The sequence below is a fragment of the uncultured Sphingobacterium sp. genome (genome assembly GCF_964277905.1).
GTDB classification, from domain to species: Bacteria; Bacteroidota; Bacteroidia; order Sphingobacteriales; family Sphingobacteriaceae; genus Sphingobacterium; species Sphingobacterium siyangense.
In genome coordinates this window covers 1-14075 of the sequence record NZ_CAXYKD010000032.1, presented here as the reverse complement: position 1 = coordinate 14075, position 14075 = coordinate 1, and the positions used below count along the sequence as shown (strand labels likewise).

The following is a 14075-nucleotide window of genomic DNA, read 5'->3' as shown; positions in this document are numbered from 1 at the left end:
ATCTAAAAAAATGACTATACTTGATAAAATCATTGAACGAAAAAAAATAGAAGTAGAAAAAGCAAAAGCTTTAGTTCCTTTGGAAGAGCTATTAAACTATCCCTATTTCAGTGTAGCTTGTCTATCGTTGAGAGAATCTATTCTTGATCCTGAAAAAACAGGAATTATAGCGGAATACAAAAGAGCATCGCCATCAAAAGGAGACATCAATAGTACTTCAGCAGTGGAAGATGTTGTAAAAGCATACGAGGAGGCAGGTGCTTCGGCAGTCTCGGTTCTTACTGATAGCGAATTTTTCAAAGGCAATTTAGAAGATCTATCGAAAGCACGCGAAGCTATTAGCATTCCTATCTTAAGAAAAGAATTCATCGTGGATAAATATCAGATCACCGAAGCGAAAGCTTATGGAGCAGATATCATCCTTTTAATTGCAGCATGTCTGAAAAAGGAGGAAATACAGGAATTTGCAGCCTATGCACACCAATTGGGTTTAAATGTTTTACTTGAGGTGCACAACGAACAGGAACTGTTGGATAATCTTTTCGATGACATTGACGCAATTGGTGTCAATAATAGAAACCTTAAAGATTTTTCTGTCGACATTCAGCATTCTTATGATCTCCTGAACAAAATACCAACAGAATATATTAAAGTATCTGAGAGCGGTATATCTGATCCTTCGACAATTAAAGCACTAAAAAAAGCTGGATTCCAAGGATTTTTAATTGGTGAAAATTTCATGAAGACAGCCGATCCTGGACAAGCTATCAAAGACTTTGTAAAAGAAATATAAGGAAATCGAACCCTGACAGTAGGACACTATACTCTCGTTTAACTATCGATTTGGCGGGGTTGGCGATTCGAACGGTCAACGTTCGACAGAATCTGAAGAGATCAAAAATCGGCTCTAAACTCGTGACAGTTAGCTAACTTTATACTAATGCCAAATTTTGTACCTTTGTAAAAAATTATCGAAGATGTCGGTCAAGATTGGTGAAAATATTGATTTGGGTAAATTCCCATTGTTATTAGCTCCGATGGAGGATGTAAGTGATCCTCCGTTTCGCTATGTATGCAAACAGAATGGTGTTGATTTAATGTATACTGAATTTATTTCCTCGGAAGGCTTAATTCGGGATGCTGCAAAGTCAATTCAAAAACTTGATATTTTTGAATATGAACGTCCTATTGGCATTCAGATCTTTGGTGGAGATATTGAAAGTATGCGTCAATCTGCTGAGATCTGCGCAAAAGCAGGGCCTAATTTAATCGACATCAATTACGGCTGTCCAGTTAAAAAAGTAGTCTGTAAAGGAGCTGGTTCATCCCTGCTACAGGACATCGATAAAATGGTTGCAATGACAAAAGCTGTCGTTGAGGCTACGGATCTACCCGTAACGGTGAAAACACGTCTTGGCTGGGATGACAACACAAAAAATGTATACGAAGTTGCCGAAAGGTTACAAGATGTGGGGATCAAAGCACTTGCGATTCATGGACGTACGCGCGCGCAGCTGTATAAAGGTCAGGCCGACTGGTCTATGATTCGTGATATCAAACGCAATCCGCGCATCAAGATTCCAATTTTTGGCAATGGCGATGTAGACTCTGTCGAAAAAGCTGCGGCATGGCGGCAGGAGTTTGAAGTGGATGGCATTATGATTGGCCGTGCAGCAATCGGATACCCCTGGATCTTTAGAGAAATAAAACATTTTTTCAATACTGGTGAGCGTTTAGAAGGACCAACTATTGCCGAACGTGTCGAGGTTTGCAGAACACATCTGAACAAATCCATTGAATGGAAAGGTGACAAATTGGGTATTTTTGAAATGCGCAGGCATTATGCGAATTACTTCAAAGGAATCCCCAACTTTAAAGAACACCGAATGAAATTGGTTAGCCTTCAAAGCCAGGCAGAGATTCTTGAGGTACTTCATGAAATTGAACACAATTTCTCGGCAGAAATGGTATAATCCTGAAGTCTACGATTTATAAAGAAAAAGGTCGTGCTAAGTTAACATTAGCACGACCTTTTTTCGTTTAAGCGTCTTTCTTTATGAATCGCTTGAGCTGATTTCTTTCCATCAGAAATACACCTCCTATGTAAGCAATCAAAAGCCCATTACCAACGAAGGTATTATGATTAAATACAAAAAAGGATAGATAGGAGAAACATATTCCTACAACTATATACATCAGGATCTTGCCCAATTTATAAGGTATAGGATAATGTTTTTGTCCCCATACATAAGATAGCACCACCATAGAAAAGTAGGCTAAAAATGTGACTATTGATGCTCCAACATAACTGTATCTAGGAATCAGATAATAATTCGCAACGACAGTTATTCCTGCGCCTACCAATGAAATATACAAAGCGTACCGCGTTTGGTCAGAAAGCTTATACCATACCGAAAGATTCATATAGATTCCCAGCAGCACATAATTGAATAGTAATAGCGGAACGATGAAAAGTCCAGACCAATATAAGTCACGAGTTTCCACATTTCCTTTAATAAAATACTTCAGCCAGTCAATATTCGCTGTAATCCCCAGCATAACTAACATCATGGCAATTACGAAATATTCCATAATCAACGCATAGGTCTTCTTTGCATTAGCATTTTTTGCATAAGAAAAGAAAAATGGTTCGGCACCCAATCGAAAAGCCTGAACAAAAATACTCAGAAACATCGCTAATTTTCCAACGGCTCCATAGATCCCCAAATCGCGATCACCAATATCCTTAGGCAGGTAGATTGGCAACACAATTTTATCTAAATTTTCGTTGATGATATAAGAAATATTGGCAATTAAAATCGGAAAGCTATACGAAAGCATCTTTAAGATTAACTGCTTTTCGGGTTTAAAATAGAAACCCCTCATCTCAGGAAGGAGCAATAGAAAGGTTGCTGCACTTGCCACAATATTAGAAATAAATACATAACCTATCCATTCATTTCTATACCAGCTGGAACACCAAGTGCCCAAAGCACCACCATCTTTTATCAAATAGGGAACTAGCGCAATAAAGAACAGGTTAAGAACAACCATAATACCGATGTTGGCCAATTTAATGGCACCAAATCGAATAGGCCTTCCCTCCGATCTCAATTTCGCAAAAGGAACAATAGCTAAAGCATCCAATGCCAATATCAGGGCAAAATACTTCACATAGCTCTCGTAATCGGCATTGTAAGTTCCCTTATTCAACCAGCTACCAATAGTGCCAGCAAAGACAAAGGCCGTTATAAAAAATAATACTGCTAGAGAGGCAATGACGATAAAACTGTTATTGAAAACCTGCTTTTTATCCTTTTCTTCGACTTTTTGGAGAAACCTAAAAAAAGTTGTTTCCATACCAAATGCCAAAACAGCATTGATCATGGACGCCCAGGCATACATATTGGTAAATATTCCGTAGGACGCAGGTGGATATTTGAGGACATACAATGGCGTCATGACGAAATACAGCATACGGGCTATAATCGTACTCAGGCCATAAATCATGGTCTGTCCGGCGAATTTTTTAAGTACTGACAAGGCGAAACGGCTTAAGATTGAACTCTTTTAACTACTTCAAAATTGGAAAAGCCCTTCATTTCGCCTTCCTTTACCTCAACACTTTCAACGATTGCACCCTCGGGTCCTTCTTGGCAGAACTCCAATAGTGAATCTAGCGCAAAATCGTCGCCCTCGCCCTCTATATAGACAGAACCATCTTTTAAATTGACAACAAAGCCTCTAACACCGACTTGATCTGCAACCGCCTTGGTTGTCAATCTAAAAAAGACACCCTGTACTTTACCTCTTATTGAAATATTCAAATGTTTCATCTGTAACTTATTTTTTCTTCCATCGGTCAGATGGAACTTTCCATGACTATAGTTTCGTTATTATAGTCATGGACGGTTCAATAAGAGCAAAAGTACAGAAGTTTTGGGGAATTAAATACTACGCTAAACGTTTTACCTTAACATCTTCATTTAGGCGCATGTGTTCCATACCTTGCAACAACACAATCCCAGGTTTTTTACCCACTTCAAGGGAGCCAAATTCATCCTCAATGTTCAACGCGATAGCACCATTGATTGTAGCCCATTGAATAGTCTGCAAGAAATCCAGATCCTCAAAGTGCGCATGCAATACCTTTAGCTCCTCCAAAATGGACAATGTATCGTTTGAAGCTAAACTGTCCGTTCCGATTACTAAACGCTGTCCAGCATTCATAAAATTCTGAACCTTTGGCAATGTTCCCTCAATATAAAGGTTGGCCTTTGGACAGAGACACCACATCACATCACGATCCATACGTTCTACGAAATCCAAATCTTTAAGAGAGGTATAGGTGTTATGAACCAACAATAATTTATTTGGATAAGGCAAATAAGGAAGATAAGACTGAATCGAATTTCTTGCCTGCGCCTTAATCGCATCAGCATTTTTTCCTATACTTTTATAAAAGTCCAAGAACTCACCCATTTTATAACGGAACAGTTTATTCTCCTCTTCACTTTCTTGATTGTGAATACTGATAATATTTGTTTCCGGAACCATCTTCTTGAATTTTTTAAAAAGGACCTTCGAACAAGAATAGGGAGCGTGCGGAGTAATGGATACATGCCCATTCCTAAACTCTTGGGTCAACGATTTAGCCTCCTTTAACTTAAAGTCAGCTTCTTCAGGTTCAATCCCGAGCACCTCCACAAATGTGTGATATAATATCTGCGAATCTTCCTTCAATTTTGAAGAATTATCAGTGTTGGCGTGATCTCCAACTGCGACAATACCATTTTCATACATATCTCGATCGGCTTTGGCCATAGCGTCATCTATTTTTTTCATCGATGCCGACCGCGTTGTCATCACCTTACTGAGAAAGCTCGGGAGCCCCATACCTTTAGGAACAATACCTTTCATATGCGACAATTCAATGTGGCAATGTGCATTGATAAAACCGGGAATTATCACTCCTTCATATCTCTCAACCTTCGTTTTATCTGAAGGTGTAAATGAAGTTGGGCCATAGATACCTTGAATTACCCCCTCCTCATCTACCGAAACAATACCGTCTTTTATTGGCATTGAAGTAATCGGCAGAATATAATTAGCGCTTAAATATTTTAACATTTTATCTCCTCACTATCAATTTAGTAACTAAAATTTTTTGACCTGTATGAATACATACCTTTAGTAGAAAAATTCATGCCAAGGTACCTAAAAAGAACAATAAATACCAAAAACAACAATTTGCACAAATTTTTAACCAAAAAGAAATAATACCGCAAATCTGCTCTTTTCCATTTGTCATAAATTACTTCTTTATACTTCATTTCAATTTTAAATTTATATATTCGCAGCATCGAATAGGGGTGCCTTGTTTTGTCAGGAACACAAATAAAGGCTGAGATTATACCCAACAGATTAAATTCTGTACACCTGATCCAGATAATGCTGGCGTAGGGAGAGGTTAGTTAAATAGTGCGGTCATAGTAACCCCTTGCTATGATTTGTTTAACTCAAACAAAATACATTACCATGATCAAATTTTTGATTTGTAGCTCCTTAGCTACTATTTCAAGCCAAATTGCCATTGCGCAACAAAATCTGACAATTAAAGCTGTAGACAATACCAATCAGACCCCCTTACAGTATGTTTCCATATCTATAGATGGACAAGCATCCTTTGCTGGCCAATCGGACAAAAATGGGCTGATTAAACTATATCGTATCAATACAGGTAAGCACCAGATCCAGGTATCTTCTCTTGGATATAAAACATGGAGCCAAAATGTGGATGTTAAAGACAATTTGGAGCTTACGGTAGCGTTAGAACCTAGTACAATTCAAATGGAAGAGGTGCTTGTTCAATCTACCCGTGCCAAAAGAAATGCTCCTACAACCTTTAAAAACATCTCCAAAGAAGAAATAACGCGTAACAACCTCGGCCAGGATATCCCATTCCTTTTAAATCAGACTCCATCCGTGCAGGTCAATTCCGATGCCGGTGCAGGCATAGGTTATACCGGAATGACAATCAGGGGATCGGATAATCAACGAATCAACGTAACATTAAATGGAATCCCTTTAAATGATGCGGAGAGCATGGGTTCATTTTTTGTAAACCTTCCCGACTTTGCCTCTTCTACCGAGAGCATCCAAGTTCAGCGTGGTATTGGGACTTCGACGAATGGTGCCGGATCATTTGGAGCCTCATTAAATATTCAGTCCAATACTTTAGTCGAAACCCCTTACGCAGAACTCAACAATTCATTTGGCTCCTACAATACCTGGAAAAATACAGTCAAGGTAGGTACCGGACTAATTAACGACAAATTTGCCTTCAATGCCAGATTATCTCGAATCAATAGCGATGGTTATATCGAGAGAGGTAGTTCAGACTTACAGTCTTTCTATGTGGACGGAGGCTATTATGGCAAGAAACATATTTTAAAAGGAATTGTATTCTGGGGAAAAGAAAAGACATATCAAGCCTGGAATGGCGTTCCTGAACCATTGATTACTGGCGATCGATCGCGCATGGATGACTATGCTGATAATGCACTCGAAATCTCGGGCGCAGAGAAGGATCGTTTCATGAACGCTGGCCGGAATTATAATCTATATACGTATCAAAATCAAACAGATAATTATACGCAGAAACATCATCAACTTCATTATACCAATATCCTGAACGACAAATTGACACTCAATACAGCCCTACACTATACAAGAGGTTATGGTTACTATGAAGAAATGAGACCGGGAGATAAACTAAGTAAATACGGTTTGACTAACGTCATCATTGGTAAAGATACCATACAAAAAACAGATCTCGTCCGTAGGAGATGGCTTGATAATTATTTTTATGGCATGACCTATGCCCTAAATTACAGACCGAATGATCAGCTTGAAATTACTTGGGGTGGAGCTTATAATCAATACAAAGGAAAACATTATGGCCAGGTGATTTGGGCACAATATGCATCAACCGGTTTTCTTGACGACAAATATTACTTCGGGAAATCACAAAAAAATGATTTCAGTAATTTCTTAAAGGTCGATTACAAACTAGACAAGTGGATATTAATGGCCGATATTCAATATCGGAATGTAGATTACCACATGTATGGTGATGATGATAAGGTGAAAAATTATAATTATCATCCTAAGTTTAATTTCTTGAACCCTAAAGCTGGTGCAACTTATTTGCTAAATGACCATTCAAATGTATACGCTTCTTATGCCTTTGCACAAAAAGAACCTGTTCGCAAGGATTTTATAGAGAAAAATAGCGCCTTACCAGACCCTACCCCGGAGAAAATGCAGGACATCGAATTTGGCTATCGTTTTACAAATGAAAAATTCAACATCGGATTGAATGGATATGGCATGTTTTACAAAGATCAGTTGATCCCAACAGGCGAAATCAGTGATACTGGCTCTCCAATTCGACAAAATGTCAAAGATAGCTATAGAATGGGGCTTGAATTCGATGGATCATGGAACATCAGCAAACAGTTCAACTGGAAAGCAACAGCTAGTTTCAGCCAAAATAAAATTAAAGACTTTGAAGAGGTAATCGGTGATACAAGGATATTTTATTCAAAAACAAACATTGCTTTATCTCCGGGAACGATTTTGTCAAGTAATTTTTCTTATAGTCCGATAACATCACTTACATTCTCTCTTCTATCCAAATTTGTAGGAACACAATATCTAGATAATTCATCGGCGAAAGAGAGGAGCATTTCTTCTTATTTTGTCAACAATCTGTTAGCAAATTATAGCTTTACAGCATTAGGTATCAAAAACATCAGTGCAACTTTACAGGTCAACAACATCTTAAACGAAAAGTACGAAGCCAATGGCTACACCTTTGGTTGGATGGAAGGTGATACCCGAAAATATTATAATTTCTATTTCCCACAAGCACCAACAAATTTCCTATTGGGCTTGAATTTCAAATTTTAGAAACAATTTATTTAAATAAAAAAACGTCTCTTTTTTCCTGAGGAAGCAAGAGACGTTTTTTATTTAATATGGCGGATAAATTGCACATTACATCGTGTTTAACAATCGGAATTTTTACCTTTGGTTTTATACTTTTCATTATGCGCGCAGTTATACAACGAGTGAAAAACGCCTCTTGTACGGTAGATAATCAGATTACAGGCAAGATCCAGAAGGGTTTAATGATTTTATTAGGAGTTGAAGAAGCTGACACAACAGAAGATCTGAAATGGTTAGGACAGAAATTCATCAACTTACGCATCTTCGAGGATGAACAGGGCCTGATGAATAAATCGATACAGGACATAGACGGAAATATCTTACTCATCTCACAATTCACCCTCTTTGCTCAAACAAAAAAAGGAAACAGACCTTCTTTTATCAGAGCAGCAAGACCGGATAAAGCCAAACCAATGTATGAAGAGATGGCTTTATTGTTAAGTCAATTGCTCCAAAAAGAGGTTCAACTTGGCATATTCGGAGCAGATATGAAAATCGACCTACTGAATGATGGTCCAGTTACCATCGTCATGGATACAAAAGATAAGGACAACTTTTAATTTTTTATTGAAAAAGATGACAATTAAAGAAGCACAAGAGGTTATTGACAAATGGATCAATAGTACCGGAGTACGTTATTTCAACGAACTGACAAACACCGCAATACTCATGGAAGAAGTCGGTGAGGTTGCCCGAATAATGGCTCGACAATACGGAGAGCAATCTTTCAAAAAATCAGACAAAGAAGTCAATTTAGCAGATGAAATGGCCGATGTATTATTCGTTTTGATGTGTCTTGCCAATCAAACGGGAATTGATCTAACAGAAGCTCTGGAACAAAATCTTCAAAAGAAATCAATTCGGGATGCCGACCGCCATAAAAACAACGAAAAACTTAAATAATTGGAGATAGTATTGTTTGTACAAATCTTTGAGATAATATTTAAAGTTTTAAATCGAATACGATGTATAAATTCATAACCTATTCGCTCATAGCGAGCATATGCCTTGCCTCTTGTGCGACAAAACAACAGCTAAATTCTAAGGTCGAGCAGGCCAGTACTTTTAATAAGGCTGCCGTAGTTACAGCGCATCCTTTGGCTTCAGAAGTCGGCGTAAAGATTTTAAAACAAGGTGGGAACGCAATAGATGCTGCAGTTGCCGTGCAATTTGCTTTGGCAGTTGTTTATCCAAATGCAGGAAATATTGGCGGCGGCGGCTTTATGCTCTACCGCGATCATCGGGGTAATTTAGATGCCCTAGATTTTCGTGAGAAAGCTCCTCAAAAAGCATCCCGGGATATGTATCTCGATGCCCAAGGTAATGTTATTCCTGAGTTGAGTCTTTACAGTCAATTGGCCTCAGGCATCCCTGGGTCTGTTGCCGGTATGTGGGAAGCACACAGAAAGTATGGCAAGTTGCAATGGAAAGATCTCGTACTCCCAGCAATACAGCTCGCCAAAACAGGTTTTAAAATCAGTCAACGACAAGCCAATGAGTTTGAAAGCCATAAAGATCGTTTTGTCAAGCTGAATCCCTCTGGTGCTGCAATTATCAAAACCACAGCTTGGAAAACAGCTGACCCATTTATCCAGGAGGAACTCGCGAAAACGCTGGAAAGAATCGCGATAGAAGGGCGAGACGGCTTCTATAAAGGTAAAACGGCCGACTTAATTGTTGCCGAAATGGACAAAGGGAAAGGCATTATCAATCATCAAGATTTACTGGATTATCAGGCAATTTGGCGTACCCCAATTTCCACAAATTACAGGGGGCACAAAGTTATTTCCATGCCGCCGCCTTCGAGTGGGGGAACATCTCTTTTGGCCTTGCTCAAATCAGTCGAACAGTTTCCACTTCAACGCTGGGGCTTTCAAACCGATTCAACCATTCGTGTCATGGTCGAAGCTGAACGCTATGTATATGCCAATCGGGCCAAATATTTAGGAGATCCTGATTTTATTAGGGTACCCGTCCAACAGCTTATTGACTCCAGCTCAAATGCACATAAACTCAATTCATTCAATTTCCGTAAAGCGACATTAAGCAAAGATGTCAATGCAGATGTCATTCCTGGCTATGAAAGTGAACAAACGACACATTTCAATATCGTAGACGAGCAAGGGAATGCAGTATCCATTACAACAACACTCAATGATTCTTATGGCTCGGGAGTATTTGTGGCCGGCGCAGGTTTTCTCCTAAACAATGAAATGGATGATTTCTCGGTGAAGACCGGTGTCCCAAACATGTATGGGCTTACAGGGGAAAAAGCGAACGAGATTCAGCCCGGCAAAAGAATGCTCAGCTCAATGACACCCACTATTGTAGAAAAAGATGGCAAACTATTCATGGTTGTGGGAACCCCGGGGGGATCAACCATCATTACCTCTGTTTTTCAGACTATCCTCAACGTTATTGACTTCCGACAAAATGCACAATCTGCTGTGAGTCTGCCAAGATTTCATCATCAATGGCTTCCTGATCGCATTGATGTCGAAAATAACGCTATCAATGCCAATTTACGTGGCCAATTGACAAAAGATGGCTATACGATAAATCCGAGAGGGACAATCGGCCGTGTGGAGAATATACTTGTATTACCAAATGGTAAATTACAGACAGGAGCCGACCCACGTGGAGACGATACAGCGAAAGGTTATTAGATTAAAAATGATTAAACTATTTGATACAATCCCTATCTTACAAGAAATAACATATTATGATTCAAAGGAACTACAACAGGATTTTCAGAGCAACATTAGCGACCATATTTACGTTGATTTTATTTTCAAACTGCAAAATACTTCAAGGGCCTGATCTTACAAAGATACAAGTTGGTATGACCAAAGCACAAGTTATTCAAAAACTTGGAAAACCAGATGCTATTGTGGCTGCTAAGAAGTATCAGGAAGGCATCTTAGAAATATACGAATACAATACTCCTCAACTTGAAAATCCAGTAGATTCAGCCTCAGGATTGCGTCAATATTGGTTACATTTTTTTAATGATGAGCTGCAGGAATGGGGTACTAAACGTAATTATTCACCTCGAGAGTACGATCATTATTACGAGAAATATAGAAGGCGTCATTAAGTACAAGACATAAAAAAACCTGTTATCTAAGATAACAGGTTTTTTTTATAAGGATGAATCTTACATCATTCCACCCATACCGCCACCCATTGGAGGAGCACCAGCACCTACAGGGTTTTCTTCAGCTTCGTCAGCTAATACACACTCCGTAGTCAATAACATTGAAGCAACTGAAGCTGCATTTTCCAATGCTACACGAGATACTTTAGTTGGATCAATTACACCAGCAGCGATTAAGTTTTCGTAACGGTCTGTACGCGCGTTGTAACCGAAATCTGCAGTTCCTTCTTTCACTTTCTGAACGATTACTGCACCTTCAATACCAGCGTTATTACAGATCTGACGTAATGGCTCTTCGATAGCACGTTTAATGATGTCAATACCGATTTGCTCATCTTCATTGTCACCTTTAAGGTTTACCAAAGCTTCAGTTGAGCGAATGAATGCAACACCACCACCAGCGATAATACCTTCTTCAACAGCTGCACGAGTTGCATGTAAAGCATCATCAACACGGTCTTTTTTCTCTTTCATTTCAACCTCAGTAGTCGCACCTACATATAACACAGCTACACCACCTGACAATTTTGCCAAACGTTCTTGTAGTTTTTCGCGATCGTAATCAGAAGTTGTTGTTTCGATTTGTGAACGGATTTGAGCAACGCGTGCTTTGATATCCTCTACATTACCAGAACCATTGATAATAGTTGTGTTATCTTTGTCAACTTGAACTTTTTCAGCTTGACCCAAGTAAGATAACTCAGCATTCTCTAATTTGAAACCTCTTTCTTCAGAGATAACAGTACCACCAGTTAAGATAGCGATATCTTCTAACATTGCTTTTCGACGGTCACCAAAACCTGGAGCTTTAACAGCTGCAACTTTCAACGAACCACGGATTTTATTAACAACTAATGTTGCTAGTGCCTCACCATCTAAGTCTTCAGCAATGATCAATAATGGTTTACCAGTTTGAACTTGTTTCTCCAAGATAGGCAACAATTCTTTCATGTTGCTGATTTTCTTGTCGTAGATCAAGATGTATGGGTTATCTAATTCCGCTTCCATTTTGTCAGAATTTGTCACAAAATATGGCGATAAATAACCACGGTCAAATTGCATACCTTCCACAGTTTTTACTTCTGTTTCAGTACCTTTTGCCTCTTCAACAGTGATAACACCGTCGTTACCTACTTTTTCCATTGCTTGAGCGATCAAAGCACCAATTACTTCGTCATTGTTCGCTGAAATAGTAGCAACTTGTTTAATTTTATTATTGTCTTGACCAACTTCTTGAGATTGAGATTTCAAGTTAGCAACAACAGTTGCAACAGCTTTGTCAATACCACGTTTTAGATCCATTGGATTAGCTCCAGCTGCCACAGATTTGATACCTGGAGCAACGATTGCTTGCGCTAATACTGTAGCAGTTGTAGTGCCGTCACCAGCTTGATCAGCTGTTTTGGAAGCTACTTCTTTTACCATTTGTGCACCCATATTTTCTAAAGCGTCTTTCAATTCGATTTCTTTCGCTACCGAAACACCATCTTTAGTAATTACTGGAGCACCAAATTTTTTCTCAATAATTACGTTACGTCCTTTAGGACCCAATGTTACTTTAACTGCATTAGCTAAAGTATCTACACCTTTTTTAAGGGCCTCGCGAGCCTCAACGTTATATTTTACTTGTTTTGCCATTGTTATATGAGTATTTAGTATTTCTAAGAAGCATAATTAGGCGTTGAAATAGAACCGTAAACCAATTTTATCTTTTAATACGTCTAATTTTAAAACTTCACTAGAATAATCTATTGAATTCCTATTTGAGCCAGCAAGCTCATTTTTAAATAACCTGTTCGTATTAATTAGATAACAGCGTAAATATCAGACTCACGCATAATTAAGTACTCTTTTCCTTCATAAGTGATTTCAGTACCTGCGTATTTTCCATACAATACTTTATCACCAACTTTAACAGTTAACGGCTCGTCAACTTTACCTGTACCTACAGCAACTACTGTACCTTGAGATGGTTTTTCTTTCGCTGTATCGGGAATATATAACCCTGAAGCTGTTTTTTCTTCTGCAGGAGCAGCCTCTACTACTACTCTATCTCCGATAGGTTGGATACTTAATGCCATAATTAATTTACTTTTTATCTGTTATTGAATTTATTTTAATGTTATAATCGTTATAAACACATCATCTTTTATGCCAATTGTAAATAAGACAGCTTATAAGACAATTTTTCACAGAAAAGTTAATATCTCCATCGACAAAAATTCATTTTGCTGTCACACTGTCATTCCCGGCCTGCCAGTCTTACTTCCGTCGACCGCCCTCCCAATAAAATTAACGGTACAGGTCTGCCTTAGACAAAATACCCAACATAAAAAAGCCCCGTCTGTGAAAACAAACGGGGCTCATAATTCTTTACTGACAACTATTTCTTAGCTTCTTCTGCTGGTTTTGTTGCCGGTGTAGTCACTGGGGCCTTTTCTTGCGATTGAGCCGGAGCAGCTTGCTCTTGTCCCGCAGGAGCACCAGCAGGTTGTTGTCCAGTACCCAAATTCAATGGACCTTGTTGTTTAGGCGCTTCAATTTGACCTCCCAATCCACCTTTAGATGTACTTGGAGACGTACCAATAACATTTACACCTAAGCTAAATACCATAATGGCAATAACCATGATCCAGGTACCTTTTTCCAAAAAGTCACCTGTACGTTTTACTCCCATAAGATTCGTTCCACCTGAAAAACCAGATGACAAACCACCTCCTTTTGGATTTTGGATTAAAACCAAAAACGCTAAAATAATACTAGCTAATATGATTAGACCGATTAATAATCCTTGCATCTCTTTATGTTATTAATTTAATTTCTTTTCTAATTCTGTTATGCGTGCCGCAAAGTAAGCATTTTTTTCTGGATATTTCAAAACTAATTTTTTGTAAACCTCTATTGC

General features: G+C 38.6%; 13 protein-coding genes and 1 riboswitch. Of the genes, 7 read left to right on the top strand and 6 right to left on the bottom strand.

Annotated elements, in window-relative coordinates:
* Positions 1 to 10 precede the first annotated feature (10 nt).
* Entirely contained in the window at positions 11 to 793 is a 783-nt protein-coding gene (trpC, locus tag ACHWSC_RS14745) for an indole-3-glycerol phosphate synthase TrpC (RefSeq protein WP_394677261.1), read from the top strand.
* A gap of 184 nt (positions 794 to 977) precedes the next feature.
* Positions 978 to 1973, top strand: coding sequence for a tRNA dihydrouridine synthase DusB (dusB, locus tag ACHWSC_RS14740; protein WP_394677260.1), 996 nt, complete (start codon positions 978 to 980; stop codon positions 1971 to 1973).
* 67 nt (positions 1974 to 2040) lie between these two features.
* Here dusB and ACHWSC_RS14735 read toward each other — a convergent pair whose 3' ends face one another.
* The 3 genes from ACHWSC_RS14735 to ACHWSC_RS14725 form a co-directional block, all read right to left on the bottom strand.
* Positions 2041 to 3510, bottom strand: a complete 1470-nt coding sequence (locus ACHWSC_RS14735; protein WP_394677308.1) for a lipopolysaccharide biosynthesis protein — start codon at positions 3508 to 3510, stop codon at positions 2041 to 2043.
* A 44-nt stretch (positions 3511 to 3554) separates the two neighbouring features.
* A complete protein-coding gene (locus ACHWSC_RS14730; protein WP_046674815.1) occupies positions 3555 to 3836 on the bottom strand; it encodes an acylphosphatase in 282 nt (93 codons plus the stop codon).
* A 118-nt stretch (positions 3837 to 3954) separates the two neighbouring features.
* Positions 3955 to 5130 (bottom strand): amidohydrolase family protein, encoded by a 1176-nt coding sequence (locus tag ACHWSC_RS14725; RefSeq protein ID WP_394677259.1) that lies wholly within the window; start codon positions 5128 to 5130, stop codon positions 3955 to 3957.
* A 228-nt stretch (positions 5131 to 5358) separates the two neighbouring features.
* Positions 5359 to 5484: riboswitch (TPP riboswitch) on the top strand.
* Between the two features lie 54 nt (positions 5485 to 5538).
* On the opposite strand from ACHWSC_RS14725, the gene ACHWSC_RS14720 reads away from it, so the two are divergent.
* The 5 genes from ACHWSC_RS14720 (at position 5539) to ACHWSC_RS14700 (ending at position 11110) form a co-directional block, all read left to right on the top strand.
* Positions 5539 to 7974, top strand: a complete 2436-nt coding sequence (locus ACHWSC_RS14720; protein WP_394677258.1) for a TonB-dependent receptor — start codon at positions 5539 to 5541, stop codon at positions 7972 to 7974.
* A gap of 140 nt (positions 7975 to 8114) precedes the next feature.
* Positions 8115 to 8573: a D-aminoacyl-tRNA deacylase gene (gene dtd, locus ACHWSC_RS14715; RefSeq protein WP_075994611.1), complete on the top strand. Its 459-nt coding sequence runs from the start codon at positions 8115 to 8117 to the stop codon at positions 8571 to 8573.
* Between the two features lie 16 nt (positions 8574 to 8589).
* Positions 8590 to 8916, top strand: a complete 327-nt coding sequence (locus tag ACHWSC_RS14710; RefSeq protein WP_075990824.1) for a nucleotide pyrophosphohydrolase — start codon at positions 8590 to 8592, stop codon at positions 8914 to 8916.
* A gap of 62 nt (positions 8917 to 8978) precedes the next feature.
* Positions 8979 to 10679: a gamma-glutamyltransferase gene (gene ggt, locus ACHWSC_RS14705; protein WP_394677257.1), complete on the top strand. Its 1701-nt coding sequence runs from the start codon at positions 8979 to 8981 to the stop codon at positions 10677 to 10679.
* A gap of 56 nt (positions 10680 to 10735) precedes the next feature.
* Complete coding sequence (locus ACHWSC_RS14700) at positions 10736 to 11110, top strand: hypothetical protein (RefSeq protein ID WP_159731427.1); 375 nt, start codon at positions 10736 to 10738, stop codon at positions 11108 to 11110.
* 60 nt (positions 11111 to 11170) lie between these two features.
* On the opposite strand, the gene groL is transcribed toward ACHWSC_RS14700, so the two are convergent.
* From groL to secG, 3 genes are all read right to left on the bottom strand, one after another.
* On the bottom strand, positions 11171 to 12808 hold the full coding sequence (groL, locus tag ACHWSC_RS14695) for a chaperonin GroEL (protein ID WP_070561631.1): 1638 nt from the start codon (positions 12806 to 12808) through the stop codon (positions 11171 to 11173).
* Positions 12809 to 12975: 167 nt separating this feature from the next.
* Positions 12976 to 13251: a co-chaperone GroES gene (groES, locus tag ACHWSC_RS14690; protein ID WP_088160030.1), complete on the bottom strand. Its 276-nt coding sequence runs from the start codon at positions 13249 to 13251 to the stop codon at positions 12976 to 12978.
* A gap of 302 nt (positions 13252 to 13553) precedes the next feature.
* Entirely contained in the window at positions 13554 to 13967 is a 414-nt protein-coding gene (gene secG, locus ACHWSC_RS14685) for a preprotein translocase subunit SecG (RefSeq protein ID WP_394677256.1), read from the bottom strand.
* Between the last annotated feature and the right edge of the window lie 108 nt (positions 13968 to 14075).